This is a genomic window from Bradyrhizobium sp. KBS0727, assembly GCF_005937885.2.
GTDB lineage: Bacteria > Pseudomonadota > Alphaproteobacteria > Rhizobiales > Xanthobacteraceae > Bradyrhizobium.
Window position 1 is genome coordinate 4,434,285 of sequence record NZ_CP042176.1, and the last position, 26,193, is coordinate 4,460,477.

General features: G+C 62.2%; 31 protein-coding genes. 12 read left to right on the top strand and 19 right to left on the bottom strand.

What is annotated here, in order from left to right:
• Positions 1-621 precede the first annotated feature (621 nt).
• Positions 622-876, bottom strand: a complete 255-nt coding sequence (locus FFI89_RS20715; protein ID WP_138829512.1) for a hypothetical protein — start codon at positions 874-876, stop codon at positions 622-624.
• On the opposite strand from FFI89_RS20715, the gene FFI89_RS20720 reads away from it, so the two are divergent.
• Positions 875-1,066, top strand: coding sequence for a hypothetical protein (locus FFI89_RS20720; RefSeq protein ID WP_138829513.1), 192 nt, complete (start codon positions 875-877; stop codon positions 1,064-1,066). The genes FFI89_RS20715 and FFI89_RS20720 overlap by 2 nt on opposite strands.
• Before the next feature lie 237 nt (positions 1,067-1,303).
• Entirely contained in the window at positions 1,304-2,200 is an 897-nt protein-coding gene (locus tag FFI89_RS20725; protein WP_138829514.1) for a metallophosphoesterase, read from the top strand.
• A 632-nt stretch (positions 2,201-2,832) separates the two neighbouring features.
• On the opposite strand, the gene FFI89_RS20735 is transcribed toward FFI89_RS20725, so the two are convergent.
• From FFI89_RS20735 to FFI89_RS20755, 5 genes are all read right to left on the bottom strand, one after another.
• Complete coding sequence (locus FFI89_RS20735; protein ID WP_138829515.1) at positions 2,833-3,864, bottom strand: MBL fold metallo-hydrolase; 1,032 nt, start codon at positions 3,862-3,864, stop codon at positions 2,833-2,835.
• Between the two features lie 121 nt (positions 3,865-3,985).
• Positions 3,986-4,552 carry a helix-turn-helix domain-containing protein gene (locus FFI89_RS20740; RefSeq protein ID WP_138829516.1) on the bottom strand — a complete coding sequence of 189 codons (567 nt, stop codon included), beginning with the start codon at positions 4,550-4,552 and terminating at the stop codon, positions 3,986-3,988.
• Positions 4,553-4,824: 272 nt separating this feature from the next.
• Positions 4,825-5,736, bottom strand: a complete 912-nt coding sequence (locus FFI89_RS20745; protein ID WP_138829517.1) for a DMT family transporter — start codon at positions 5,734-5,736, stop codon at positions 4,825-4,827.
• A gap of 161 nt (positions 5,737-5,897) precedes the next feature.
• The gene (locus FFI89_RS20750; RefSeq protein ID WP_138829518.1) at positions 5,898-6,956 is read right to left on the bottom strand and encodes a phosphotransferase family protein; all 1,059 of its coding nucleotides are present in this window, start codon (positions 6,954-6,956) and stop codon (positions 5,898-5,900) included.
• A 149-nt stretch (positions 6,957-7,105) separates the two neighbouring features.
• Entirely contained in the window at positions 7,106-8,329 is a 1,224-nt protein-coding gene (locus FFI89_RS20755) for an acyl-CoA dehydrogenase family protein (protein WP_138829519.1), read from the bottom strand.
• Between the two features lie 217 nt (positions 8,330-8,546).
• Between FFI89_RS20755 and FFI89_RS20760 the strand changes: the two genes are divergently transcribed.
• Entirely contained in the window at positions 8,547-9,212 is a 666-nt protein-coding gene (locus tag FFI89_RS20760) for a TetR/AcrR family transcriptional regulator (RefSeq protein ID WP_138829520.1), read from the top strand.
• A 179-nt stretch (positions 9,213-9,391) separates the two neighbouring features.
• Here FFI89_RS20760 and FFI89_RS20765 read toward each other — a convergent pair whose 3' ends face one another.
• The 5 genes from FFI89_RS20765 to FFI89_RS20785 form a co-directional block, all read right to left on the bottom strand.
• Complete coding sequence (locus FFI89_RS20765; RefSeq protein ID WP_138846638.1) at positions 9,392-9,811, bottom strand: GFA family protein; 420 nt, start codon at positions 9,809-9,811, stop codon at positions 9,392-9,394.
• On the bottom strand, positions 9,804-10,106 hold the full coding sequence (locus tag FFI89_RS20770; protein WP_246669202.1) for a hypothetical protein: 303 nt from the start codon (positions 10,104-10,106) through the stop codon (positions 9,804-9,806). Before FFI89_RS20770 ends, FFI89_RS20765 begins: the two co-directional genes overlap by 8 nt.
• Before the next feature lie 17 nt (positions 10,107-10,123).
• Complete coding sequence (locus tag FFI89_RS20775; protein WP_138829522.1) at positions 10,124-10,858, bottom strand: DUF899 domain-containing protein; 735 nt, start codon at positions 10,856-10,858, stop codon at positions 10,124-10,126.
• Positions 10,859-10,981: 123 nt separating this feature from the next.
• Positions 10,982-11,455 carry an SRPBCC domain-containing protein gene (locus FFI89_RS20780; RefSeq protein WP_138829523.1) on the bottom strand — a complete coding sequence of 158 codons (474 nt, stop codon included), beginning with the start codon at positions 11,453-11,455 and terminating at the stop codon, positions 10,982-10,984.
• The gene (locus tag FFI89_RS20785; protein WP_138829524.1) at positions 11,452-11,781 is read right to left on the bottom strand and encodes a helix-turn-helix transcriptional regulator; all 330 of its coding nucleotides are present in this window, start codon (positions 11,779-11,781) and stop codon (positions 11,452-11,454) included. Before FFI89_RS20785 ends, FFI89_RS20780 begins: the two co-directional genes overlap by 4 nt.
• Before the next feature lie 230 nt (positions 11,782-12,011).
• Between FFI89_RS20785 and FFI89_RS20790 the strand changes: the two genes are divergently transcribed.
• Together FFI89_RS20790 and FFI89_RS20795 are read left to right on the top strand one after the other, a co-directional pair.
• Positions 12,012-12,698 (top strand): VOC family protein, encoded by a 687-nt coding sequence (locus FFI89_RS20790; RefSeq protein WP_138829525.1) that lies wholly within the window; start codon positions 12,012-12,014, stop codon positions 12,696-12,698.
• A 42-nt stretch (positions 12,699-12,740) separates the two neighbouring features.
• Positions 12,741-13,157 carry a cupin domain-containing protein gene (locus FFI89_RS20795; protein WP_138829526.1) on the top strand — a complete coding sequence of 139 codons (417 nt, stop codon included), beginning with the start codon at positions 12,741-12,743 and terminating at the stop codon, positions 13,155-13,157.
• 5 nt (positions 13,158-13,162) lie between these two features.
• Here the strand turns inward: FFI89_RS20795 and FFI89_RS20800 are convergent, their stop codons facing one another.
• The 3 genes from FFI89_RS20800 to FFI89_RS20810 all read right to left on the bottom strand — a co-directional run bounded on the left by FFI89_RS20800 (position 13,163) and on the right by FFI89_RS20810 (position 16,250).
• Positions 13,163-14,374, bottom strand: coding sequence for an MFS transporter (locus FFI89_RS20800; protein ID WP_138829527.1), 1,212 nt, complete (start codon positions 14,372-14,374; stop codon positions 13,163-13,165).
• Between the two features lie 167 nt (positions 14,375-14,541).
• A complete protein-coding gene (locus tag FFI89_RS20805) occupies positions 14,542-15,450 on the bottom strand; it encodes a sigma-70 family RNA polymerase sigma factor (protein WP_138835511.1) in 909 nt (302 codons plus the stop codon).
• Between the two features lie 41 nt (positions 15,451-15,491).
• Complete coding sequence (locus FFI89_RS20810; RefSeq protein WP_138829528.1) at positions 15,492-16,250, bottom strand: SDR family oxidoreductase; 759 nt, start codon at positions 16,248-16,250, stop codon at positions 15,492-15,494.
• Positions 16,251-16,499: 249 nt separating this feature from the next.
• Here FFI89_RS20810 and FFI89_RS20815 point away from each other — a divergent pair, with 249 nt between their 5' ends.
• Entirely contained in the window at positions 16,500-17,330 is an 831-nt protein-coding gene (locus FFI89_RS20815) for an SDR family oxidoreductase (RefSeq protein WP_246669204.1), read from the top strand.
• Between the two features lie 267 nt (positions 17,331-17,597).
• Positions 17,598-18,095 carry a peptide deformylase gene (locus FFI89_RS20825; RefSeq protein WP_138829529.1) on the top strand — a complete coding sequence of 166 codons (498 nt, stop codon included), beginning with the start codon at positions 17,598-17,600 and terminating at the stop codon, positions 18,093-18,095.
• A 15-nt stretch (positions 18,096-18,110) separates the two neighbouring features.
• On the opposite strand, the gene FFI89_RS20830 is transcribed toward FFI89_RS20825, so the two are convergent.
• The gene (locus FFI89_RS20830) at positions 18,111-18,635 is read right to left on the bottom strand and encodes a hypothetical protein (RefSeq protein WP_138829530.1); all 525 of its coding nucleotides are present in this window, start codon (positions 18,633-18,635) and stop codon (positions 18,111-18,113) included.
• A gap of 8 nt (positions 18,636-18,643) precedes the next feature.
• The gene (locus FFI89_RS20835) at positions 18,644-19,477 is read right to left on the bottom strand and encodes a class I SAM-dependent methyltransferase (RefSeq protein WP_138829531.1); all 834 of its coding nucleotides are present in this window, start codon (positions 19,475-19,477) and stop codon (positions 18,644-18,646) included.
• Between the two features lie 131 nt (positions 19,478-19,608).
• Here FFI89_RS20835 and FFI89_RS20840 point away from each other — a divergent pair, with 131 nt between their 5' ends.
• Complete coding sequence (locus FFI89_RS20840) at positions 19,609-20,580, top strand: LysR family transcriptional regulator (protein ID WP_138829532.1); 972 nt, start codon at positions 19,609-19,611, stop codon at positions 20,578-20,580.
• A 114-nt stretch (positions 20,581-20,694) separates the two neighbouring features.
• Positions 20,695-21,174 (top strand): VOC family protein, encoded by a 480-nt coding sequence (locus FFI89_RS20850; RefSeq protein ID WP_138829533.1) that lies wholly within the window; start codon positions 20,695-20,697, stop codon positions 21,172-21,174.
• A 33-nt stretch (positions 21,175-21,207) separates the two neighbouring features.
• Here FFI89_RS20850 and FFI89_RS20855 read toward each other — a convergent pair whose 3' ends face one another.
• Both FFI89_RS20855 and FFI89_RS20865 read right to left on the bottom strand, forming a co-directional pair.
• Entirely contained in the window at positions 21,208-21,972 is a 765-nt protein-coding gene (locus FFI89_RS20855) for an alpha/beta fold hydrolase (protein WP_138835516.1), read from the bottom strand.
• Between the two features lie 453 nt (positions 21,973-22,425).
• Positions 22,426-22,890, bottom strand: a complete 465-nt coding sequence (locus FFI89_RS20865; RefSeq protein ID WP_246669206.1) for a LysR substrate-binding domain-containing protein — start codon at positions 22,888-22,890, stop codon at positions 22,426-22,428.
• On the opposite strand from FFI89_RS20865, the gene FFI89_RS20870 reads away from it, so the two are divergent.
• Positions 22,878-23,820, top strand: a protein-coding gene (locus FFI89_RS20870) for an IS630 family transposase (RefSeq protein WP_138829534.1) whose coding sequence is annotated in 2 segments (ribosomal slippage) — positions 22,878-23,213 and positions 23,215-23,820 — 942 coding nt in all. Because the reading frame shifts where the segments join, the coding sequence is not laid out codon by codon here. The two genes, FFI89_RS20865 and FFI89_RS20870, sit on opposite strands and share 13 nt — an antisense overlap.
• Here the strand turns inward: FFI89_RS20870 and FFI89_RS20875 are convergent.
• Positions 23,765-24,376, bottom strand: coding sequence for a LysR substrate-binding domain-containing protein (locus FFI89_RS20875; RefSeq protein WP_246669207.1), 612 nt, complete (start codon positions 24,374-24,376; stop codon positions 23,765-23,767). The genes FFI89_RS20870 and FFI89_RS20875 overlap by 56 nt on opposite strands.
• Positions 24,377-24,495: 119 nt before the next feature.
• On the opposite strand from FFI89_RS20875, the gene FFI89_RS20880 reads away from it, so the two are divergent.
• Positions 24,496-24,918, top strand: coding sequence for a DoxX family protein (locus FFI89_RS20880; protein ID WP_138829535.1), 423 nt, complete (start codon positions 24,496-24,498; stop codon positions 24,916-24,918).
• A 45-nt stretch (positions 24,919-24,963) separates the two neighbouring features.
• Positions 24,964-25,836 (top strand): NmrA family NAD(P)-binding protein, encoded by an 873-nt coding sequence (locus FFI89_RS20885; RefSeq protein ID WP_138829536.1) that lies wholly within the window; start codon positions 24,964-24,966, stop codon positions 25,834-25,836.
• Positions 25,837-26,193 lie beyond the last annotated feature (357 nt).

Genomic DNA, 26,193 nt, shown 5'->3' on the forward strand with positions numbered 1-26,193 from the left:
TCGTCCGCTATCGCGGACGATGACAGCGGAGAGCGTTCTCGCGGCGCGATGCGCCCGAAGTTTTGCAAGTAACCTTGCTCCTCTGAAAACAGAGGGCGCAGGGAAGACCGGGTGCGCGCTGCACCCGCGGTCTCATGTGCGATGTGCATAAAGAAATGCTGCACATGAGCATACAGGTTCAGCGGAGAACACCCGGCCTCCCCTACGCAATGGCTTTACGGCTTATACGATTTCGTCCTGGTGACCGGCTTTCTTGCCACCATCATCATTGGAAGCTTTCGCCTCCGCCGACTTGACGCCAGCACCGGGGCGTCGGACCCGAACGATTTCACCGTACGCTCTTGCCACGCTCGTCAGTCGCAGCATCAGCGTCCATCGCATCCCACCGCACGGTCGTGACGATCGCGATCGCCCCTCTTGTCGCGGTAGACGAGCGAAGTTGAACTCCTGATTTGCCCGACGGCGCCAGCGAAATATTTTTTGCGTGAGGGCTGGACAGGTTTTTGCGTGGCGGCACTGATTTGCCCGTCGGGTTACTTTGTCGCAGGCATTTGTCGTTGCGCGCGCAAGCGAAGCAGTGCATGGCGCCCTCGCTGTGAGATGCATTGCTTCCGCTTTCGCTCACTGATCCTTGTACTCTTCGCAATCGGCACCGCCGTCTCGTTTCGATTGAGTTTGTTGTTGCCGGCGCGCGCGATCGGCGATTTGAGCTTGACGATCAAACAGACGTGGCGCCGTACCCGCGGCAACACATGGCGGCTGATCTGGGGCGTCGTTGTAACCACCGCGCCACCGTTGATCGTCGCACAAATCGGCTTCGTGATGCTGATAGGGTTCCCAAACCCTGCGAATTTTCGCGAATTTCGTGGCGGGCATGACCGCCGCCGGCACCGTGTTCAGCGTCTACTACCTGCTCATCGTGCCCATCGGGATCGGCTTTCTCTCGCATGCCTATCGGCATTTCTTCCAGGCGCCGCTGGAACTCCCCTCGGGCTCTGAATTTACTTCTGCTTTCGGCAGAACAACGGACATGGCCGGGCTTGCTGCTAGCCCGACCCGGTCGTGAATGACCCTTATCGGACCTCGCGGGCCATGGCTCGGATAATGGCACGATACGGCCACGGCACGACGAAGCTGCCAAGCGTTCTCTGGCCTGGCATGCGGTGTCACGCTGGTCCGATCAGTGCGAAGCTGCATCTCGTTACCGTAGGCAAGCCCGGCTGCCAGATTAAGACGCTGTGCCACTAACTGCGCATTTGCGCGTTGTATAACCACGGCAGGCCAGTAAGCGTGTGGTTGGACGATGCCCGAATTTCGCGTGAGCCAGATTTCCGATACCCATCTTACCCGTTGCTTGCGAAAACTAACCGAGAATTTTCAGCGCGTGAGTGAACGCATCGATGCGACGCGCCCCGATATCATCGTCAACACCGGCGATCTGGCCTTCGACGCCCCGACCAATCGCGATGACCTCGCATTCGCCAAGGCGCTGCACGATGAGCTGCCCGTTGCCTGCCGCTATTTGCCTGGCAACCACGATATCGGCGACAATCCAACCGAGTTTGGACCACCTTCGGAGCCGCCAGTCACCGAAGAGAACCGGCAGTACTTTGTTTCCGTGATCGGCGAAGACCGCTGGAGCTTCGATGCCGCTGGATGGCGGTTTATCGGGCTGAATTCGATGGTGATGAATTCAGGCCTTGCTTGCGAGGCCGAGCAATTCGATTGGCTCACCTCCCAACTGGCCGCGACCGGCAGCAAGCCGGTCGCGTTGTTTCTGCACAAGCCGCTTTATCTGAATACGCCTGACGATCTGGAGTTGGCGGCGACCTCGTTTCGCTACGTTCCAAAGCCTGCGCGACGACGTCTGATCGAGCTGTTGGATGCCGTCGATCTGCGCCTCGTCGCCAGCGGCCACATCCACCAGCGCCGCGACTTCACCCGTGGTCACGTCAGGCATATCTGGGCGCCGCCGACGGGCTTCATCATTCCCGACGTGAGGCAGGAACGGATCGGCATCAAGGAGGTCGGGCTGGTGGAGTATCGTTTCGAGCCCCACGGTTTTGATGTCAGTCACGTCCGTGCGCAGGGGCAAATCGATATCAAATCGCTCTCTCTACCGATCTGGACTGCCTACCACGCTCGGAAAATCTACGCATCATATCGGAGGCGGACGAGCCGGTCCGAGAATGCTCACTGAGCCAGCGAGGTATACCCGCACAGATGGAGTGACCTTTACCGGCAGACCTGTGGGCAGACCGGTAATTTTGATAGTAGGTCTGGGCCTGTCGCAGGTTAATGCTGGCAACATGCGGCCAAGACGATGGCCACCGCTTAGGTGAATGACCATTGTCGCTACAATTCCACCGTGCCGTCGAGGACATGGAAATATCTAGCGCGAGCAGCGAGCGCTTTTCGTTCGTGATCACGTATGAGAACTCCACCGGTGAGGGTTTCACGGACAACCTGGCTATGTCGCCTCATGGCGCCCGCTTCATCGGAGCAGGGGCCCGACGAGGATCGGCGGCTCGCCATTCAATACTTTCGATAAGGCTGAGGAAGCCTGCAACACCGTGCTCGAATACCTGACAAGAACAAGGTGATGCCAGGTTTGGTACCCTGCACGAGAGGTCGCTACGCGCTTCGACGGAGACGCGCGAAAGCCACTGCTTTCGTCAGGGCGCATTTGAACGGTGGGGCATGTCTTCGTATTGTCTGCTGTTGGCACATAGCGTCAGTTACTGCGCTGCAAAGACATGTCCGAAGTTGGGGTAAAGCCGACCTGCCGGTCGAACGCCCCGATTTCTCACTTTGACCCCCAACAGACATGAGCTAGTCCAAATACTTTCGAAGTTCCGGGTGCCATTTTTTTGCGACCACGCTCTCACCGATCGTGAAGCGCATGAGGTCTTCCCCGATCTCCAACGGGCCCTGATAGGTGCTTTGTGTCCGCGATACGAGCTCGCGTACCTCCGTTGCAAGAAGCAAGATGTGCGAATAGGCGGCGAGTTTTGGCTTTACGCGCGAAAAAACCATGCCGGCTTCCTCGGGCGAGGTATGATGGTCGGCGACCGGCTTCATCTGCGGCAACTTTGCCAGTTGCGCCGACATCGCAAAAACTTCGTGGATCAAGAGATCGCTTCCGGCCGCATGCTTGATCAGGTTTTCGTCAAGCTTCGTGTTGCCGGAAACCGTTACCGATCGCGGACCGTAGTCGATCCGATAGCCCACCGATGGCTTGATCAGGTCGCCGTGATTAACAGCAAAGGCGCTGACCTTGACGCCCGCCTCGTCGAATACCACGCGGTCGCCCTGGAAATCGTGCACCTCGATTTGTGTGGCGGCGGTCGTGATGTGTTCGTCGGCATGACGGATGCGGGTGTCTTCGGAGAATGCCTCAGCAAGGCCTTTGGCAATCCTCGCCACGCCGCTTGGCGCGGTTGTCCCGTCCGATGGACCCCACAGTCTCATCGGTTTGGCACGCGATCCAAACGGCCCGAACATATACCCGGTCATCCATAGATCAGGCAGTCCTGCGACATGGTCTGAATGATAATGGGTGAGAAAAACGGCATCGATGCCTTTGCCGGACGATATCCCCAATTGATAGAGGCGCACCGTCACTCCGCGGCCGGCGTCGAATAGCAGATTTAGTCCGCCGGCTTGAACGAGCGTTGCTGGCCCGAAACGCGCGGGGGTCGGTTCGGGGCCACCCGTACCGAGCAGCGTCACAATGACATCGTTGGAGACCGCCGGCTTTTCTTCAGCCGCCGCGCTGCCATAGATCGAATAGGCCAGCGCCAAAGTTGCCGCGATACCCGCCAAAATGCACCGCCGCGTCGCCGTCGCGCCATCTGCCACCATACGTCAATTCCTTTGTCATTTCCGTGGGTCGCAATCGCCGGATGGGCCCAATGCGGGCCATCACCGGCCGTCTTGTTTGCCAACAGCAAACAACCGTCGCTGGCTGGTGCGCTTGTATATTTCAGCCATCCGGGGAAAGAATGTTTTCCCATTCGCCGACAAACTGGCTTGGTCCAACGCCAACCAAAGTGTGGCATTCGCGATCGAAATGCGCCTGATCAAAATATCCGGCCTCGTGGACAATCCGGGTCCACGACTTCATCGGTTCGATGCGATGGGCCGTCAAGGCCGCGTCGAACCTGATCGTTCGCGCATAAAGTTTGGGAGAAAGGCCCACTTGTGACGTAAAACGGCGTTGAAAATGGCGTGCGCTAAGGCCGGATTGCTTCACAAGGGCGTCGATACGAACACGCCCCCGCGTTGCCAGCATCAGGCGGGACGTGTGGCCGATCCCATCCTGCGCTGAACTGTTATCCAGCATCATGCCGAACCAACGTTCTGCCGCGGCTACGCGCGTGGCAAAGTCCGCAGCCGAACGTACGGCGTCACTTAGCAACAACGCGCGTTTGCCAAGAACGTCGGGGGCCGCGATGCCTTCGTTGACGAGCGACGTCATATCGATGCCGACTAGGCGGTTGAGGGCAGCGGGTTGAAGCAGAATGTTGAAGATATGGACTTCACCCGACATGTAGAGTTGGGTTCGACTAAATTCTATCTATCCATCAACCTTAAAACCGCCAACGCGCTCGGCCTTACCGTCCCTGTCACGCTTCTCGCCAGCGCCGACGAGGTGATTGAATAAGAGCGATGTCCGTTAGTGGTACATCGCGTCGCTTCGCGGCGCTGCGAATTTGGTCCGCTATCGGGCTTAGCGGACCCTGGCAAGCCGTCCGCCCGGCAGATTTATTTGTTCACGGCCTAGCAGCCGCCGAAGCAAGGGACTTCAAGAAGCGACCGCGCTCACAGCCCATCCGGCGGCAGGCCGGAGGCGCTGGCCGCCACTTCGCGGTGACGGATGCGCTCGCGGTAGAAGGCGTAGAGGCCAGACGCGACGATGATCGACGCGCCCGTTGCCATCATGGTGTCGGGCACGTCGCCGAACACGAGATAGCCGAGCAGCAGGGCCCATAGCAGCGCGGTATATCGAAACGGCGCGATCGCCGAGATATCGCCCGACCGCAGCGCCATGATGACGCATTGATAGCCGACCAGCACCAGCACCGCGGCGAGCGCCAGCAGGCCGACCGAGTGCGCCGAGGGCGGTGTCCAGCCGCCTAGCGGAACGAGAATGACGGCGCCCGCGGTCGTCACCGTCACCGTCGTCAACAGCGTGATGAACAGCGACGGGATGTGCGAAGGAATACGCTTGGTGGCGAGGTCGCGCAACGAACAGAACAACACCGACACTAGCGCCAGCAGCGTGAACTGGTTGAAGCCGGCGACGCCCGGCCGGACGATGATGAGGACGCCGACGAAGCCGGCCGTGATCGCCGACCAGCGCCGCCAGCCGACCGGCTCACCGAACGCAACCGCAGCACCCAGCGTGATGGTCAGCGGCAACGCTTGCAGGATCGCCGACGTGTTGGCGAGCGGAAGATGCGTGATCGCCGCCAGGAACGATACGGTGCCGCCGACCTCGCCGACGATGCGCAGCGCCACCGATTTGACGAACAGCGTTCGCAGCGGACGGATGGCGCCCTGATGGATCGCGAGTGCGCCGATCAGCACGATCGCGAATAGGCCGCGCACCAGCATTACCTGGCCGAAGTTCATCTGCGACGACGTCAGCTTGGTGATGGAGTCGTTCATGGTGAAGCCGGCCATGGCAACCGCCATCAACAGGCTTCCGCGCAGATTCGGAGAGAGCGGCAATTCAGCTTCCGGTGGATCGCAGGGTGGGCAAAGCGACAGCGTGCCCACCATTCACTGCAACGATCAGGAGAGATGGTGGGCATGGCGCGAAGAGCGCCTTTGCCCACCCTACGATCGTGGCGCGGTGAGCGCCGTATCGCGTCCGAGACGCGATATCCGTCTCATGTCGCGCCGGCCATCTGCGCGTATTTCCAGGCGTCCTTCGACAGCGGCACGGTGCGCGCCGCCGACTCCAGCGCCTTGGCGTTGGCCGCGGTGCCGTCGCGAACGCGCCCGGCAATGCCCTGGGTGATGCCGGCCAGACGGAACAGGTTGTAGGCGAAGTACCAGTTCAGGTCGGGAACGGCGCTGCCGGTGACGTTGCAGTAGATCTGCGCGGCCTCTTCCAGGCTCGGAATGTTGAGCGCCTTGAGATCGGAATTGGCCAGGCCCGGCATGGTCCACTGCATCAACAGATAGGTGAAGTCGGCCATGGGATCGCCGAGCGTCGACAGCTCCCAATCAAGCACCGCCTGCACGCGCGGTTCCGTGGCGTGGAAAATCATATTGTCGAGGCGGTAGTCGCCGTGGACCACCGAGGCGCGCGCCTGCGCCGGCACGGTCTTCGGCAGCCACTCGGCGAGTTTTTCGAATTCCGGAATGTGCTGGGTCTCGGAGGCGCGGTATTGCTTGGTCCAGCGATCGACCTGGCGCGCGAAATAATTGCCGGGCTTGCCGAAATCGCCGAGCCCGATTTTCTCGGGATCGTAGACGTGGAGTTTGGCGAGCGTCTCGATCTTGCTGGTAAATATCTTGCGGCGGTTTTCCGGCGTCTGGCTCGGCAGCGACGGATCCCAGAACACCCGGCCCTCTTCCATCGACATGATGTAGAAGGCGGCGCCGATCACGCCGTCATCGGTGCACAGCGCATAGGCCTTCGCGACCGGAAAGCCCTGCTTGCCGAGCGCGGCGATGACGCGGAACTCGCGATCGACCGCGTGCGCCGACGGCAGCAGTTTGCCGAACGGCTTGCGGCGCATCACGTAGGAACGCGATGGCGTCTCGATCTTGTAGGTCGGATTGGACTGGCCGCCCTTGAATTGCAGGACGGTCAGCGGCCCCTGATAGCCTTCGACATTTTCCTTCATCCAGGCGTCGAGGCGCTTTTCATCGATGCGATGACGCTCCTCGACTTCCTTGGTGCCTGAAAACTCTTCGTCTTTCCTGACGCCGTCGGCCACGATGACGCTCCCTTACATCTTTTTATTCCGTCATTCCGGGATGGTCCGAAGGACCAGACCCGGAATCTCGAGATTCCGGGTTCACGCTTCGCGTGCCCCGGAATGACGGCCGGGAGCAGGCATGGCTGCTCCCGTTCGTTACTGTGACGTCAGTTTGCATACTTCCGAAGTTCAAGTCTGGCAATGGCGCGATTGTGCACCTCGTCCGGACCATCCGCCAACCGGAGCGTGCGGATATGGGCATAGTCCTTTGCCAGCCCGGCTTCGTCGGAAACGCCGCCGCCGCCATAGGCCTGGATGGCGTTGTCGATGATCTTCAGCGCCATGTTGGGGGCTGTGACCTTGATCATCGCGATCTCGGCCTGCGCGGTCTTGTTGCCGACCTTGTCCATCATGTCGGCGGCCTTGAGGCACAGCAGGCGGTTCATCTCGATATCGGCGCGCGCTTCGCCGATCCGTTGTTCCCAGATCGAATGCTCGATGATCCGCTTGCCGAAGGCGGTACGCGACGCCAGCCGCTTCACCATCTTCTCCAGCGCCTCCTCGGCCTTGCCGATGGTGCGCATGCAGTGATGGATGCGGCCCGGACCGAGACGGCCCTGTGCGATCTCGAAGCCGCGGCCCTCGCCGAGCAGGATGTTTTCCTTGGGAACGCGGACGTTTTCCAGCAGTACCTGGGCATGGCCGTGCGGCGCATCGTCATAGCCGAACACCGGCAACATCTTTTCGACCTTGATGCCGGGGGTGTCGAGCGGAACCAGGATCTGCGACTGCGCCTGGTGCTTGGCCGCCTTCGGATCGGTCTTGCCCATCAGGATCGCGATCTTGCAACGGGGGTCGCCGACGCCCGACGACCACCACTTGCGGCCGTTGATGACGTAATGGTCGCCGTCCTTCTCGATCCGCGTCTCGATGTTGGTCGCGTCCGACGAGGCCACGGCAGGTTCCGTCATCAGGAAGGCGGAGCGGATCTCGCCGTCCATCAGCGGACGCAGCCATTTCTTCTTTTGCTCCTTGGTGCCGTAGCGGATGAAGACTTCCATGTTGCCGGTATCGGGTGCGGAGCAGTTGAAGACTTCCGAGGCCCAGGCGATACGCCCCATCTCTTCCGACAGCAGCGCATATTCGAGGTTGGTCAATCCCGCGCCGTGGAATTCATCGTCCTCATGCGAGGACGGCGGCATGAACATGTTCCAGAGGCCTTCGGCCTTCGCCTTCTTTTTCAGGTCTTCGAGGATCGGGATCACCTTCCAGCGCGGCCCCTCCGCGTCCTGCTTGTCGTAGATCGGCACCGCGGGACGGACATGCGTCTTCATGAACGCCTGCACGCGCTCGAGCCATTCTTTCTGGCGGTCTGACATATTGAAGTCCATGGAACGCTCCTCACCTTCAGCTTCTGAAATTGTCGGGCCGCACTGTCTGCCCGCCGCGCAGGCCCGGCAAGATGTTTTGCGGGATGCGCGACTGACAGGACGTCACGGGCTGAGCCGGAAATGCGACACGCTCGCAAACGTGCATTGACTTTCCCGGCCCTTCAAACGATAGTTTCATACACACGTTTGAAATGCAACTCCCCAAACGGGGCCAGATATGGCAAGCGATCAGACCCGATCCGCGATCCTCGCCGCCGCCGAACGGCTTTACGCCGATCGCGGCTTCGGCGACGTGACGCTGCGCGACATCGTTGCCGAGGCCAACGTCAACCTCGCGGCGGTGAACTATCATTTCGGCTCCAAGGACGAACTGATCGCGGAACTGTTCGTCACCCGCAGCCTTGCCACCAACCGCGAGCGCCTCAACGAATTGAGGGCCGCCGAGGAAAACGGCGGCGGCCGCGCGCCGATCGAGCAGATTTTCCGCGCACTGGTCGGGCCGACCCTGCGCGGCTGCCTCGGCCCCGACCGCGAAGGCTCGACCGCGGCGCGGTTCATGATCCGCGCCTCGATCGAGTCGGTGCCGCCGATCCGCCGCATCAGGAATCGCGAGGTCGACCACCTGCGGAAATTCATCGCCGCGATGCGCCGCGCGATGCCCGGGCGCGACGACGTCGACCTCTACTGGGGCCTGAACTTCGCGCTGGCGATGTCGCACCACACCATCCGGGAAAAAGAGCGGCTGACCAAATTGTCAGAAGGCCAATGCGACCTCAACGATGTCGCCGGGATTATCGACCGCGTGGTCTCGGTCTCGGTGATAGCGCTGGCGGGAAGCGAAGCGCCGGCGAAGAAGGCGCCGGGCAAGGTGGCGGCGCGGTAACGCTGAACATCGGCACGGCCTCGTGGTTCGAGACGCGCGGCTCCGCCGCGCTCCTCACCATGAGGGTCTCTGACCTCATCCTGAGGAGCCGCGCCAGCGCGGCGTCTCGAAGGATGCGCCCAACCATGATTGCGAGCGCTGGAACCGTCGGATGGGTTTCGCTCCGCTCAACCTCCGGATCACGCCGCGGGTGGCATCCTGTCGAATTTCGGCAAGCCCGCATCAATGGGGTCCCAGGCGTGGCCGCGCGTGGCGTAGGTCACCACTTGCGGCAGGTATCGATCGGGGTCGTCGAGGCTTGCGGCATGCACGGTGAACAGATCGGGCATCGCAGTGAACGTCAGATAGACCGGCGACCCGCAGGTGGGACAGAAGGCGTGCGTCTTGACGTTGCCGCTGTCGCCGACGATGTCCCACTGCTTCGCGTCGCCGCTGAGTTTCACCTCGTTGCGCTGGGCGAAGGTCAGATAGGATCCGTGGCCGGTGCCGCTGTTGCGCTGGCAGTCCCGGCACTGGCAGTGATTCATGAAAACAGGTTCGGAAGGAATAGCGTAACGGATCGCGCCGCAGGCGCAGCCGCCGGTATAGGCTTTAGTCATGGATCGTTTCCTTCGAGAAATTTCGCCACGCTCTGGCGATCAGCCTCAGCCACGGCGCCGAATGAAAGGCGCTCATCAAGAGATACATCGGGATCATTCCACCGAGCGGCGATGCGCCCGCGGCGGAACAGAAAATGTCCGGCGCCCCGCCTCCGCCAATCGCGGTCAGCAGCGCCATGAGGGCGAAGGTCGGCGCGGCCGCCAGCGACAGCCAGCGGTCCGCACTTGCCTCCGCATTCCTCTTGGGCCATGACCGACGCGGCCCTGCGTCAACCGAGTTCTGTTCGAGACTCATGGCCGCGCCGCGTCTCACTAGCTGGCCTGTTTCCGCATCGCGGCTTCGCCGGCATCGGAGACCTCGACCCATCTCTGGTCGGGCGCGGCATTGGGGACGTAGCTGTCGTGCCAGTTCCACCACTTGTAAGGCGGGGTCTGCGGGTAACCTGCGGGCGAGTCCTCCCACACTTCCTGGCGGCCGAGCGCGGTCATGTCGAGATAGCTCCAGGTGCTCCCCATCGCTTCGTCGCCGCGGCTCTTGATGAAGTAGGTGCGGAAGACGCGGTCGCCGTCGCGGATGAACGCGTTGGTGCCGTGCCACTCGCCGACGCCGAAGTCGGCGTCAAAACTGTCGGTGATGGTGTACCACGGCATCTCCCAACCCATCCGCGCCTTGAGGCGGGCGATGTCCGCCTGCGGCGCGCGCGAGACGAAGGCGAGCGTGGTGTCGCGCGCGTTCAGATGCGCGAGGTGGGCCACCTGGTCGGCCACCATCGAGCAGCCACGGCAGGCCTGCTCGGGCCAGCCGTGCACGCCGGGCTCGAAGAAAGCGCGGTAGACGATCAACTGACGGCGGCCTTCGAACAGATCGGTGAGGCTCGCTTTGCCCTGCGGCCCATCGAACGCGTAACTTTTTTCGACAGCCATCCACGGCATCCGCCGGCGCTCGGCGGCCATGGCGTCACGGGCACGGGTCAGGGCTTTTTCCTTCACAAGCAACTGCTCGCGGGCAGCTTCCCATGCTTGCGCAGATACGACATTCAGCTTCATGGCTAACCTCTTCGTTATCGAGTTGATGACAGACACGGATAGGCATTTGCCGACCCGGCATTACGCGTTCGCCCCTGCCCGCTTGAAATGGCCTCAGTCTCCGGCGCCGGTTCGAAATTCGCGTCAGTCCTGCTCGCCGGCGATCTCGCCGACGCGGGGGACAACCTTCTTCCAGCCACCGCTCATGTTCTTGTAAGCGCCCTCGTTCCTCGGCAGCACGAAGCCGGAATGGACCATGCGAAGGCGCGTGCCGCGTTCAAGCTTCGACAACGTCCAGGTCACGACGGTGTCGAGCAGTGAGCCGTATCCGATGTTGGATTCGTGCCCGCCCTTCCAGGAGTAAACGAGGCGTTGGTGCGGAACGGCTTCGAGCACCTGGCAATGAATGACGCCGTCCCAGGCGCCGGCCGCCGTGGTCTGATAGGTGAAATGCTTGCCCTTCACCGCCTCGAACCCGGTCGGCGTCATCTGCAGCCAGCGGCCGATCAGTTCGCCGGTCGTCAGCGCTTTCCAGATCGCCTCCGGCGCATGCGGGAGGTTCGCCTCGACCACGATCTCTTGCTCTTGGGTGTCGGACTGCAACGCGGCGTCATTCATGGATCGATCTCCTTCAGAAGTGTGCGCAGGTTGGCGAACCGGTCATGCCAGAACAGCGCGTAGTGGCTCATCCAGTCGGCCAGCGGGGCCAGCCCCTCCGGCGCGGCGCGGTAATAAACGTTTCGGCCCTCGGGTCGTTCGGCGACCAGGCCGGCCTGCTTCAAAGATTTGAGGTGCTGCGAGATCGCGCCCTGCGTCACCCCACTGCCCTTTGTCAGCTCCGCCACCGTGATTTCATGTGCACCGACGACGCGCTCGAACAGCGCGCGCCGGGTGGGATCGGCCAGCGCGCGCATGACGGCATTGATGGGGGCGGCTTCAATCATAAGGATCAATTAGCCTGCGCTAATCCATTAGTCAACGCTAATTCATATCACGACTTCGTGGCCACGCCCTCGCCGCCGCATCCGCTCGCAAAGCGAAAGAGCGTCTGACGAACGACGGATATTCGCCCGCCGGTCGAAGCAATCTGGCTCTGCGTCACTCGATCCGGCAGCGCGGCGCTTGAAGGCGCCGCCCCGGCACAGACATTAAGACAGTCATCAAGGAGAGAACCATGAATGACCTCAAGGAACGAACCGCAACCGCTACCCCGAAGACGACGGCGAGGATCGATATGAAACTCGAGATCGTCGTCATCCCCGTCTCCGACGTCGATCGCGCCAAGGCGTTCTACGCCAACCTCGGCTGGCGGCTGGACGCCGACTTTGCCTCCGGCGACGGCTGGCGCGTGATTCAGTTCACGCCGCCCGGCTCCAATGCTTCCGTCATCTTCGGCAGCAACGTCACGCCAGCGGCACCCGGCTCCGCGCAGGGCCTGTACCTGATCGTATCCGATATCGAGGCCGCCCGCGCTGCGCTGATTGCGCGCGGGGTGGATGTGAGCGAGGTGTTTCATGGCGCGGGCGACGTGCACGCGGGCACCGACGCGCCCTATATTTCCGGCCGCGTCCGGGTCAGCGGCGCCGATCCGGAACATGGCAGCTACCGTTCGTTCGCCTCGTTCAGCGATCCCGACGGCAATGGCTGGCTGTTCCAAGAAATCACGGCGCGATTGCCCGGCCGCGTCGAGGCGGACACGACCTTTGGTTCGTCGACCGATCTTGCTGGTGCGCTCCGCCGCGCCGCAGCCGCGCATGGCGAGCACGAGAAGCGCAATGGTGGCGTGCACGACGAGAACTGGCCGGACTGGTACGCCGACTACATCGTCAAGGAGCAGGCTGGCGAGCCATTGCCGCAATGAGCCGCGACACAACGCGAGGACCGGAAACCGAAGGGAGTCGACATGAGCGACATGTTGGTGAAGACAGCGCGGGTTTTGGCGATCGCGGCGCTGATGCTGGGAAGCGCTTCGGCGCTCGACGGCGCGGCGTCCCAGCCGGCTGGGATCACGCGAACCGATCTGCAGCGTCACGATCTCAGCGTTCCCGGCCGCGAGGCATTCCAGGTGCGCGTTGACTTTGCGCCGGGCGCGGCCTTCGGCCGGCACACCCATCCCGGCGAAGAGATCATTTACGTCCTCGAGGGCTCGCTGGCGTATGAGATCGAAGGAAAGCCGCCGGTAACGCTCAAGGCCGGCGACGTTCTTTTCATCCCTGCGGGAACGATCCATGCGGCGAAGAACGTCGGCAGCGTCCAGGCAAGCGAGCTTGCGACCTATGTCCTCGAGAAAGGCAAGCCGGCGCTGACGTTGGTGAAGTGACGGCGTCACGCCGGCACCGGCGCGGTCTGCATTTTCGGCACCGGACGGAATGTCATGGCGATGAAGAACGCGCCGAGGCCCATGATCCAGGAACCAACATAGAGCCACGTGTAGCTCGCAAACGTGTCGTAGATCAGACCGCCGGCGAGCGGCCCCGTCGCCATACCAAGGCTGCCGGCCATCGCGGTGCCGCCGATCACGGTACCCATCATCCGCAGCGGAAAGTTTTCGCGGGCGAGCGCGGCATAGAGCGGCATGGTGCCGGCATAGATGAAGCCGAACAGCGCCGCCACCGCGTAGAACGCGGCGAGTTCGCGGACGAAGACGTAACCGAGCGCGCCGAACGCCTGCGCCAGCAGTCCGAGCACGAGCACGCGCTTGGCGCCGAAGCGATCCCCTAACAGACCGAACGCGATGCGGCCTCCCAGCCCGGCAAAACCCTCCAGACTGTAGATGGTCACGGCCGCGACCAGCGGAATGCCGCAGCTGATGGCGTAGCTGACGGTGTGGATGATCGGGCCCGAATGCGTAGCGCAGCAGAAGAAGTTGGTCAGCAGCAGGATGACGAATTGCGGCGAGCGCAGCGCCTGCGGAAGCGTCATTTCCGATTCCGCCGGGTCGCCCGATGGCGCGGACGCCGGATTCGCAAGCGCCGGCGCGCGGCGCACCAGGAGCGAGACCGGGATCATGATGACGGCGACGACCAGCGCCACGAGCTGCATCGAGGTGCGCCAGTCATGCTGCGAGACCAGCCACGCTGCGAACGGCGCCATCGTCATGGGCGCCATGCCCATGCCGGCCGAGACCAGCGACACTGCGAGACTGCGGTGGGTGTCGAACCAGCCGGTGACGGTCGCCATCATCGGCGCGAAGATCGCGGCGCAGGAAGCGCCGACCATCAGCCCGAAGATGAACTGAAACGCGACCAGCGAGGTCGCCACACTTGCGAGCCCGAGGCTCGCCGCGAGCGCCACCGAGCCTGTCAGCACCACCGGCAGCGGCCCGAACCGGTCGGACAACGTGCCCCAGATCATGCTGGTGAAAGCCATCGCCAGAAAGCCGATCGTCATGGCGCTGGACACGCCGGTGACGGACCAGCCGGTGTCCCGCGCAATCGGCTGCAAGAACACCGGCAGCGAGAACATGCCGCCGATCGCGACACAGCCGAGCAAGCCCCCGGCCGCGACGATCACCCAGCGATAGCGAGCGTTGGTCATTCCAGGTCTCCCATGCACTCTTCTGGATGCAAGACGAACGGGGTCTTATGGAACCGACAGGTCGAGGGCCGCGTAGCTCACTTTTTTTTACGAACGGGGTGGCTTTGTTTTATGGGCCTGGGGATTTTCCCCGGCTACAGCGACTATCGACAACGATTGGTCGATTTTCAGGCACGGGACGCGGCAAGGACCAAATCCGCGCCCTCCAGAATGTAACCCGCATAACGGAAGTCGCGAATCCGAACAATGCGAGAGCCGCGCCATTCCACCTTCATCAGGTAGCTGGGCTGCGCATCGTCAGCCCGCGCGAAAAACGCGATCACCTCGCCGCCGTGTCCGCCATCAAGGTAGGCCGGGACGAGATGAAATTCCGGTATTTCCGCGTAAATTGTGAAGAACATACCCACGTCGGACCGCCCCTTGCGATCGGGATGCGTGGCCTGCGTCAGATGCACGTCTTCGGCCAACAGGGCGCGCAAGCCGTCCCAGTCGCGCTGATTGAACAGCGAGGAAAACTGCGCGGAGCCCGCTGATGCGGGCTTCCTCAGGCGCGGCTTACCCGGCGCAGCGTTGATTTCCGTCAGTCGGGTCCTGCCACGACTGAGTGCCGCCTTCACCGCATTAACGCTGAGATCGAGAAGTTCAGAAATTTCCTCAAGCGAATGACCCAGCACATCCTTCAGGATCACCGCGCTGCGCTGGACGATCGGCAGCTGGGTGAAGCGGGAGAGCGCGGTGTCAATGGCCTCCCGACGCATAAGGGCTTCGGCCGGATCCACTGTCAGGTCGTCCGCGATCTGGACCGCTGCTTCGATCGGTTCGCTCCGTCTCACGGCTTGGCTCCTGAGGTGGTCGAGCGCGCGGTTATGAGCGATCCGAAACAGCCACGGCTTTAGTGGCGTCTCGGCGTCCAAGCCATCGGCAGCGACAAGAGCGCGGACAAGAACATCCTGCACGATGTCGTCGCCATCGAAGACCGAGCCTGCAAGCCGTGCGCAATAGCGGTGAAGCTCGGGGCGCACCTCGGCCATGATCGCCTGAAGCCGCGCCCGACCGTCACCGGGCGAGATAGACATACCGGACTTGTCTGCACTCAATTTGTGCTCCTGGGCGTACCTCAAACAGCGGCCCCATCAAGGATCGTGATGCCGGTGTCACCCTTGAGGCCGAAGGCGAAGTCGCCCTCATACAGGGGATTCGTCAACAGCGTGACGACGTGCTCGCCGAACTGGCGCGGCGGCATCGGCGCGCCAAAGCGGGTGAAATACTGTTCAAGCGTGACGTTCAGCTTCGCGCTATACGCCGCCGCCGCCGCGTCCCCCACGCCCGTGCCGGCTATTATCTGGCGCGGAACGATCGTCTGGAAGCGGATGCCGAGCTTTTTCTCGGCCGACACGCCGTTTGCGTAGTTCGCCATCAGCCACAGCATACGTTTCGCGCCCGCATAGCTGCCCGACAACGGCGAGCCCAAAACTGCCGCGCCGCTCGATCCGACCAAAACACGGCTTCCCGGAGGGAGTGGTGTCGCCAGTGCAGCCTGCAGCCAATGGAGGCCGGCCTTGACGTCAGTGTTCCAGGTTTCGCTGAACGTCTCCCATGACAGCTTGTCGAGAGAAGCCATCCTTGGCGGCGCTCCGGCGTTGAGAACCAGGATCGTCGGCCGCAGCTCGGCGAGGATCCGCCCCGCTTCCCCACGATCGGTGACGTCGGTGGCAATGGTTCCGACCCCAAGGCGTCTCGCGACGCTTTCAAGATCGCCGGCGGTGCGCGCGACGACGGTTACCTTGGCACCGCGGTCGACAAGGGCTTCGACGATCCCAAGGCCCAATCCGCGGCTGCCACCGGTCACGATAGCGGTTTGATTCTGCAAATCCATGATCGCACTCCATGATCCATTCGTAGTTATGACGTTTGAGGGCTCTGAAAAGAGTCGCACCCGGACCAAGAAAATCGCGCCCACTGACGGTGCTGCCGCGACGTTATTCCCCGCCTCTCGCACAGGCTCCGTCCAACGTGCCCACCCGGCAGCAAAGGTTCGCGCCGGGTGTGGCGCCTTACCCCCGATTTTTCACGCCCGGACGCGACTCCTTTCGCGAGCCTCGAACGTCCTGATTGCAGATGCCTCGTGGATCAGATCCGCCAAGCAAGGCAGGCCCATAACAAAGGAAGTCCTATGAAACTCACTGACCGTACCGTCCTCATAACAGGCGGTTCCGCGGGCATCGGCCTCGCCTTCGCTCTCAAGTTCGTCGAACTCGGAAACGAAGTCATCGTGACTGGCCGGCGCCAAATTGTGCTCGACCAGGTGAAGGCAAAGCACCCAAAGCTCCATACGATCCGGAGTGATGTCGCGGACTCCGCGCAGATTGCCGCCCTCGCTGCGAGGGTGAAGTCGGAATTTCCCAGGCTCGACGTGCTGGTGAACAACGCCGGCATCAGCCGTTACAGGAACCTCAAGACCTCCACTGCCGACCTCTCCGAACTGATGGTCGAGATGGATATCAACGTCGGCGGTGTGCTTCGCATGACCTCGGCGTTCATCGACATCCTGACCGCCAATAGGGGTACCCTGATCAACATTTCCTCAGGCCTCGCCTTTGTGCCGCTGCCGTGCTTGCCCATCTACTGCGCGACCAAGGCTGCGATCCACTCCTACACCCAGTCACTCCGGTTCCAGTCTGAGGATTCCGGTGTGGAGATCATCGAGATCATGCCGCCCGCGGTGAAGACCGACATGACGGCAGGCCTTTCCGAAGGCGATGGCATCACCCAAATCACTACCGACGAGTTGGTGAAGCTCTCCTTTGCGTCCCTCAGGACAGGGGCTCTCGAAATCCATCCGGGCCAATCCAGGCAGCTCGCATTGATGCGCCGCGTCGCCCCCGATTTCATCAATCGCCAGCTTTGGAAAGCCTCCAGGAAACTCGTGCCCGTCGAGGTGGGGCAACGGGGATGACTATTTGGCGAGCGGGATTAGTTTTCGTAACGCGGTTCGGTCCGTCCGAACCATGTTAGCGGGGCCTCTTGAGACAACGATCACGTCGGTCCCTCGCACATTTGTATGCGTGACATCGATCGAAGCGCTGACCCATACGGCGGTTTTGCACCACTCTGAAATGCTCTCGGATCAAGCGGTTGGGACACTTGTCGACGAGGCCACGCGCCTCGTGGTCGGATATCTGCAATAGTCGCCGGAGCCATTCACCGAGCTGCGACAAAAATCATGACCATCCGCCCCATCGTCCGATACCCCGACCCGCGGCTCGCCCTCCCGGCGCAACCCGTGACCGCGTTCGACGGCGCGCTGCGCGAGCTCGCGGCCGACCTGATCGAGACCATGCACGCCGCGCCCGGCATCGGCATCACTGCGCCGCATATCGGCATTTCGCTGCGGGTCGTGGTGCTCGACCTCGATCCCGTCAGCGGCGCGCAGACCTACGTCAATCCGGAAATGGTATGGGCCTCGCCGGAGATGATCACGCATCAGGAAGGCAGCGTCTCGATGCCCGGCGTCAACGACGACATCACGCGTCACGCCCGCGTCCGGATCAGCTATCAGGATGTCGACGGCAATTTTCACACCGAGGAGTCGCAAGGCCTGCGCGCGGTCTGCCATCAGCATGAGATCGATCAACTGAATGGGATGTTCTGGATCAGGCGCCTCTCCCGCTTGAAGCGCGAGCGGTTGATCAAGCGGTTTGAGAAGGCGTCGCGGGGGTGAGCTGGAGGTGGCGTCTTAAGACGCCGCCGCATCGCCCGCGAGGACTTGCCCCACCCTGGGCCGAGAACGCATCAACAGATAGAACGCGGTGACATGCGTGATCATCAGCAGCGGCACAAAGATGATCGGGATTGCGTAGGCGCCGCCCAACTCCCCGGCCTTCGCAGGGAGGCCGACCTGGACCGCGTGGTAATAGTCGAGGATCAGGTCGACGAACCCCACGAGATTGAAGGCGACGACGAACAGCCAGAACAGCGGACGGATCCTGACCGTGAGAAGCGCCAGCATGGCCAGCACGCCCGTTGCAAAATCCCAGGTGGCGGCGAACACGGCGAAGCTGGCCGGCAGATCGGGGCCGACCACGCCTGGAAGCAAGAAGACGAGTCCGAAAAAGCGGAAGCTGTGCAGGGTCGCGATCGCACGCTGTGCTTCGAAATGGTCCATCGCTTTCAGCCGGGGCCAGACGTATGCGCCGAAGCAAAGCAGCCACGCGACATATCCGAAGATGAGATGGGTTTGGAACAGGATTTCCGGGGACATGTGAGCTCCTATCGTGGGTTCGTTGACGCGGCCTCGAATACCGCGGTCAGGATGCCAATCCGGCCTTCCATAAGACTTCGCCCCAGGTTGGCGGAAAGCTGTGCGAAGTCCGGCCCCATCACCACGCCGAGATTTGGCGCAGGCGGCGGCCCCGATGCGCGCAGCTGGACGATCCAGGCCTTGGCTGCCTCCGAGTCGTCCTGCCATGCCAGCGCGCGGAAACCGGCCGGCTCGATTGCCGCGCGTGTCGCGGCGGCGGTCAGAAGAAAGCTCGTTGCGGGCGTCCGCGCCCACGGCACGGGATAATGCGGCTCAGTGCCGTTCGACACGACGTCATAAGTCGCGAACCTGCCACCTGTCTTCAGCACGCGGCGGATCTCGCGGTAGAGCCGCGCCCGGTCGAAGATGTTCATCGCCACATGCTGTAGCAACACGGCGTCAAAGCGGCCGTCGTCAAATGGAAGCTCCAGCGCGCTGGCGGTCTGGAACGACACCTCCCCGCTCAGGCCCGCGCGCGCGGTCAGATAGCGTGCGGCATCCACGAATGGCTCGCTGAGATCGACGCCCGTTACCCGGCAGCCATAGGTCGCCGCCAGAAAGCGCGCCGGTCCGCCGACGCCCGAGCCGACATCAAGCACCGACATGTCGACGGTGATCCCGGCCAACCTGGCAAGCTCGGTGGTTGCTGCGAGCCCACGGGTGTGAAACTGGTCGAGCGCGCCCAGTTGCTCAGGCGTGAGCCGCTGGTCCTCCGGCCCGAGGGCCATGAGCGCCGTTTTCAACCGTTCGGTCAGGCCGGTCGCGCGATAGTGGTCGCGCACGTCATCAAGGACATCGGTCATGGCAAGGTTCCTTTTGGCCTTCAGGCTGCAGCTGCGGATCTTGGGCCCCGACAACGGCCTGACCCCTGTTCTGCAATCCAGATGTAAGGCGGCTTCCCGCGATCGACTATTCGCGATAATGTCGACGGGTTATGAAGCAGAACTTCACAGTCAGAAAAGGCGCGCTCGACGGCGTAGAGGCGTTCCTGAGCGTTGCCCAGCACCGCAGCTTTCGCAAAGCGGCCGCGGAACTCGGGGTAACACCGTCGGCGATCAGCCAGGCGGTACGCACGCTTGAGGCGCGCGTCGGCGCAGCACTTTTCATCCGCACGACGCGCAGTGTCGGCCTGAGCGAAGCCGGCGAACGATTTCGTTCGCGCGCAAAACCCGCTTTCGAGGAGCTTGTCGCCGCAAGCGAAGTCGCGCGCGACCTTGGGCAGCGGCCGGCCGGACTGCTGCGCCTCACGGTGCCGCGGGCGGCGGTGCCGATCCTGCTGGAGCCGCTGATCGCATCCTTCTGCCTGGCCTATCCCGAGGTCGAGGTGGAGATCGCCGCAAGCGCGGAACTGGTCGACCTCGCCGCCGGCGGGTTCGATGCCGGCGTCCGGCTGGGCCAGTTCATCGCCGCGGACATGGTCGCGGTCCGGCTCTCGCCGGCCTTCCCCTTCGTGGTCGTCGGCAGCCCCGAATATCTACGCCGGCGGGGAAAGCCCGAACGTATCGACGATCTGCGTCAGCATGCCTGCTTGCGCATGCGCCGCTCGAACGGGGTGATCGCGCCCTGGTCTTTTCTCAACGGCAACAAGCCGATCGAGGCGATCGTCTCGGGACCGCTGATCGCCTCCGATTTTCCCACCATTCTCGGCGCGGCCGTGGAAGGTATGGGACTTGCGCAAGTGCCGGAGCCGATCGCTGCCGAGCTCGTGAAAGCCGGCAAACTCGTGCACGTGCTGGAGCCGTTCGCATCGATGGCGCCGGGGGTGTTTCTCTACTATCCCAGCCGTCATCAAACGATGCCGAAACTGCGAGCCTTCATCGACCACGTGAAGGGCCGCACGGGCGCGACCAGCAAAACCCGAAGCCGCATGGATGACAAGCGAACACGCGGGATGAAAATGCGCTGACGTGTCGGGCGCGCCACCGCCCGTTCGTCCTTTGTGAAGGCGCACGCCGACCAGCTGGCGCATTTTGCCGCAGCAGACTGAACAACACCGGCGCCAAAACAAAGGAGAGCAACGATGAACAAGAACACAATCTGCCTGTGGTACGACCATGACGCCGAAGAGGCCGCGCAGTTTTACGCCAAAACCTTCCCCGACAGCACCGTCGGCGCGGTGTTCCGGGCGCCATCCGACTTTCCGGGCGGCAAGGCGGGCAGCGTCCTGACGGTCGAGTTCACGGTGTGCGGCGTGGCATGTCTGGGCCTCAACGGCGGCGACATGTTCAAACACAACGAGGCGTTCTCCTTCCAGATCGCCACCGACGACCAGGCCGAGACCGACCGTTACTGGAACGCGATCGTCGGCAACGGCGGCACGGAAAGCGCGTGCGGCTGGTGCAAAGACAAGTGGGGGCTGTCGTGGCAGATCACCCCGCGCGTGCTGACCGACGCGATGGCCAAAGGCGGCGACGTGGCGAAGCGCGCATTCGCCGCAATGATGACGATGCGGAAGATCGACGTCGCCAAGATCGAGGCCGCGGTGCGCGGCGGGGCGTGAGCGTTCGGCGCTCCGCACATCCCCGATCGCGGGTCACCCCTGCCCCGCGGCATTGAGGATCAAATTCGCAATCGTCTCGGGCTGCGAGATCAACGAAAGGTGGCTGGCCTTCACCTCGATCGTGGTCGCGCCCATGCGCTTGGCCATGAACCGCTCGAGATCCGGATTGATGGTGCGGTCTTCGGTGGAGACGGCATACCAGCTTGGCTTCGATCGCCAGGCCGCCTGCGTGGTCTTGCCCGCGAGCAGCGCCTTTTGAAACGGCTGCTGGACCGCGTAAAGCACCTTCGCCTTCGCTTCCGGCAGATCGCCGGCGAAATCGCGCAAGAACGCCGCCTCGCTCAGGCGTCCTTCATCGCCGTCGAACACGATCCCCGCCGTCGCGGGGGGCGTCGGATAGGTCTTGGCCAACGCCGTGTAATCCTCGCCGGCATCCGGCGCCCGCGCCGCCACATAGACCAGCGCCGAAACAATCGGATGCACACCCGCCTCGGTGACGATCATTCCGGAAAACGAATGCCCGACCAACACGGTCGGCCCGTCCTGCCGCGCCAGCACCCGCTCTGCCGCCGCCACCGCGTCGGGCAATGTCGTCAGCGGGTTTTGCACGGCAGTGGCGTTGAGCCCCGCCGCCTGCAAGCGCGCGATCACCTCGGACCAGCATGACCCGTCGGCAAAGAGCCCATGGACGAGGACGACGTTCCGCGCCTTCGGCACGGACTGCGCAATAGCGGCGCGCTGGAACAGCGTGCCCGCGGCCGCCGCGGCTGCGACGCTCACGAATGCACGCCGGTTCATGGGATGCATCAGCGGGGAATCGTTGTTGCCGTCCATGAAATTCTCCTTTGCGTCGTGTCGAGGCGGGCTAGCGGGAGGGTTTGAGGTCGCAAGATGGCGGATTTTGGCTTTGCAAAACACGGGCGGCGGCATCTGCAGCACTTTGCCGTGAAGGGGCTGGTGATTGGCGGATCGACCACAAGGAGAGGTCATTCACGCCGGCGGCAGTTTTACGAACGGATCGACCACTGCGACGCCCAATGGTTCGAGATGCCTTAGATTGCGCGACAGGATTGTCAGTCCATGATGCTGCGCCGTTGCGGCAATAATGATGTGGTACCGTCAGCGGAGGAAACGCCGGCTGACGCGCGGCCCACTCGACCACTCATACAAGGCATGTAAGTCCGCTTTGCGCCAAAATCCGCCTTTGAGAATTCCGGTACAGTTAATCAGAACACGAAGCGGCTCGTTTCGCTATTCTAGGTTGGGCGCGAGCACATTTTCGATCCATTTCATGAATGCGCGGACTCGGCGCGACAGATTGCTCCGATGTGCTACGACGAGGGACACGGCGAGCGCCCGGCGACGAAAATCGGGGATGATCTCCACAAGCGCTCCACTCTCTAGGTATCGGCCAATCCCCAAGAGTGGCGCCTGAATCAGGCCAAGGCCGGCGAGGGCAGCGGCTTCGTAGGTCTGCGCGCTGTTGACGTGTAGCGCACCCGGCAACTGCAGCGTCGCGTAGCTGTCGCCGTCCGGATATTCCCATCCGTAGGGTCTTGCGCCCAGTATCGTCGAAAAATGAATTGTCCGATGTTCCTGACGCTGGAGATCTTCTAGAGTGTTTCCGATTTTTTCTGAATCGGGGATTCCCAAATCAGGTGGGCTCTGATTCAATTTTCCTGCTGGGACGGAGGCCAGCAAGGATGGCGCGAGCATACTCACTGGATCTGCGTGAGCGTGTTGTCGGGTTGGTTGCGAGTGGTGAGACGTGCCGAGCGGTGGCAGAACTGTATGACGTCAGCGTTGCGAGCGTCGTGAAGTGGTCGCAGCGGGCGCGCGCGACGGGCAGTGCGGCGGCCAAGCCGATGGGCGGCAGGCGGCCTTACCTGCTGGAAGGCGAGCGCGACTGGCTGCTGGCTCGGCTGGCCGAGAAACCTGATCTGACCTTGCACGCGCTGCTGGCAGAACTTGGCGAACGCGGTGTCGCGGTGTCCTGCGACACGCTCTGGCGGTTCCTCAAGCGCCAGGGCATCAGCTTCAAAAAAAACCGTGTTCGCGGCTGAGCAGGATCGTCCTGATATCGCGCGCCGCCGCGCCTGGTGGAGACGGCACCAATCGAAAATCGAACCTACCCGTCTCGTCTTCATTGATGAGACCTGGGCCAAGACCAACATGACCCGTACCCATGGTTGGTGGCGACGGGGCATCCCGCTCAAGGCTCAGGTCCCGCACGGCCATTGGCGGACGATGACCTTCCTCGCAGCACTCCGGCACGACCGCATCGCTGCGCCCTGCGTCATCGACGGGCCGATCAACGGCGAGAGCTTCCGTGCCTATGTCGAGCAGTTGCTGGTGCCAACGCTCCAACCTGGCGACATTGTCGTCATGGACAATCTCGGCTCCCACAAGGGTCCCGCTATCCGAAGAGCTATCCGAGCTGCCGGCGCACGGCTCGTCTTCCTTCCGCCCTATAGCCCGGACCTCAATCCGATCGAGCAGGTCTTCGCAAAGCTCAAAACCCTGCTCCGCAAAGCCGAAGAGCGCACCATCGAAGGCGTGTGGCGCCAAATTGGCAGCCTTCTCCAACACTTCACACCGCAAGAATGCGCAAACTATCTGCGCAACGCTGGATATGCTTCCGTCTAAATCGGAAAGACTCTAGCGATCGAGGGACGCCATAGCGCGCCAGATAGGCGGGACTGGCAGCGTTGACCATGCGTAACTTGCCGAGCGGGCGGGCGATCAGCGTCTCGTCCCTTATGGGTCCAAGCCGCAATACACAGTCGAACCCCTCTTGAACCAGATCGACTTGCCGATCCGTACTCGACACCTCCAGCTCCAACTCGGGATAAGTCGCCATGAAATCCGGCAAGGCCGGCACGATCGTCGTGCGCGCCACCTCGCTCGGCAGATCAACCCGCAAACGCCCGCGAAGCGCCACGCGATCGCCTGCGAACATCGAGTGTAGATCATCGACTTCAGCAAGCAGATCGCGGGCACGTGCATGAAATACCCGTCCGTCCTCCGTCAACTGCACGCTGCGCGTCGTCCGGTGCAGAAGCCTGACACCGACATCTTCTTCCAGCTTCCGGACCGCCGTTGAGGCCCTTCCCTTCTGAATGCCCAGGCTGTCGGCTGCGCGGGTGAAGCTCCCCATTTCCGCTACCGTTATGAAAATGAGGATGGGTTCGAGATTCTGCATTTTCGTGCCTCGGTATTGTTCACCATAGAGAGAACAGTGAGTTCATTTCCTCTATGTTTATCATACCTGAGAGACACAATAAGCTCTGAATATGGGATCCCCCCATCGGAGAATGACAAGTGTCCGAAACGATGAACCTGCATCAGGTGCCCGAAACTATGACCTTGCATCGCGCTCTGTGGGCCGGCCGGATAATGAGCGCGTTTGTTGTCATCGCTCTGGTGGCAGACGGCACTATTCAGCTTTTCGCGCCGGCACAGATCGCGAGCATGTTGCGGGAAACCGGGTTCGCGATGGACCTGACCCGTGTCGTGGGTCCGATCATACTCGCCTGCGCCATCCTTTACGCCATCCCGGCCACCGCCGTCCTCGGCGCGATCCTAATGACGGGCTTTTTGGGAGGTGCCATTTGCGCCCATGTCCGCATTGGTGAGTTGGGGTCGCCGCCGGAAATCATTTCCCTGCTTCTCGGCGCGACGACATGGGGCGGCCTCTACGCGCGCGATCCCCGAATCCGGGCCATTCTGCCGCTCATCCGTTGAACCAACGGGGGCAGTGCTCTGTCCCTCAAGATCAGGAGAAGACGCATGTTTTTAGTAATGGGAATCACGGGAAAAGTCGGCGGCGCAACCGCAGAACATCTGTTGGCGCACGGCAAGGAAGTACGCGCGTTAGTCCGCAATCGCGAGAAGGCGTCAAGCTGGGCGAACCAGGGCGTGGAACTGGTTGACGGTGATTGGAATGATTCGGCAGCCATCGAGCGGGCGCTCAAAGGCGTCGAAGGCGCGTTTGTCATCTTGCCCGCTGTCTGGGCCCCCTCGCCCGATTACAAAGAAGCCAAGGGCGTGATTGCGAACTATGTCGAAGCGCTCACCAAGGCAGCGCCGCCGCGGGTGGTAGCGCTTTCGTCGATGGGTGCGAACAGGACCAGCGGGCTTGGGATGATCACGGCGTTGTCGCTTCTGGAGCAAGGTTTTCGCGACCTGATATCGCCAATCGCATTTGTGCGCGCAGGTGGATTCTTCGAAAACTTCCTCTACGGCTTGCAGGTCGCCCAGGGCGGAACGCTACCGGTCTACTACAATCCGACAAACCGGAAATCGACCATGGTCGCGACCAACGACATCGGCACAGAGGTCGCAACCCTTTTGACCGGGCCAGCTTGGTCAGGGCAGCGCGCCGTCGAGCTCGGTTCGATGGTCACCGCCGATGAAGTCGCGGAGCAATTGGGTGAAGTCCTGAATCTCGACGTGAAAGCCTTTGCAATCCCGCGTGCAGGGTGGGCGAGAGCGTTCGAGCAATTCGGCATCCCGGAGGGCCACACCGGACCTGCCGAAGAAATGTTTGAGGCCGTTAATGCAGGATGGATGGACCTTGGAGTCGAGGGTACGGAGCACGTAGCGGGTACGACGTCCGCACGCGACGTCTTCGCGGCGGCCCAGAAGGCCGTGACGGCTTGAACCGCGACGTTCGAGGGCGATGCCTGTGACGAGGGTGCCCTCATTCGCGCCCTGGGGGTCTCCTTCGCAACGGGCGGAGCGGCGTCGAGATAATCCGAAGGGACGCGAACCTGTTCGTCGAAACCGAAGAACGAAACCTTTTCGGTGATGGCATTCAAGTCGCTGCACGACTTCAATCTCGAAACCTTTGGAACTAAGGTCCTGCTCACTCTCGCAAGCGTCACTACTGGCTAATCGTTTAGCTATTTCATCTGCGTAAACTTCGCGCGCGTCATATTCCGTCTATCCTAATTTTACGCCATCGCCGCCGATCGCCGCACGCGCGTTCAACACCTCTTCCCCAAACCAAAATCTTCG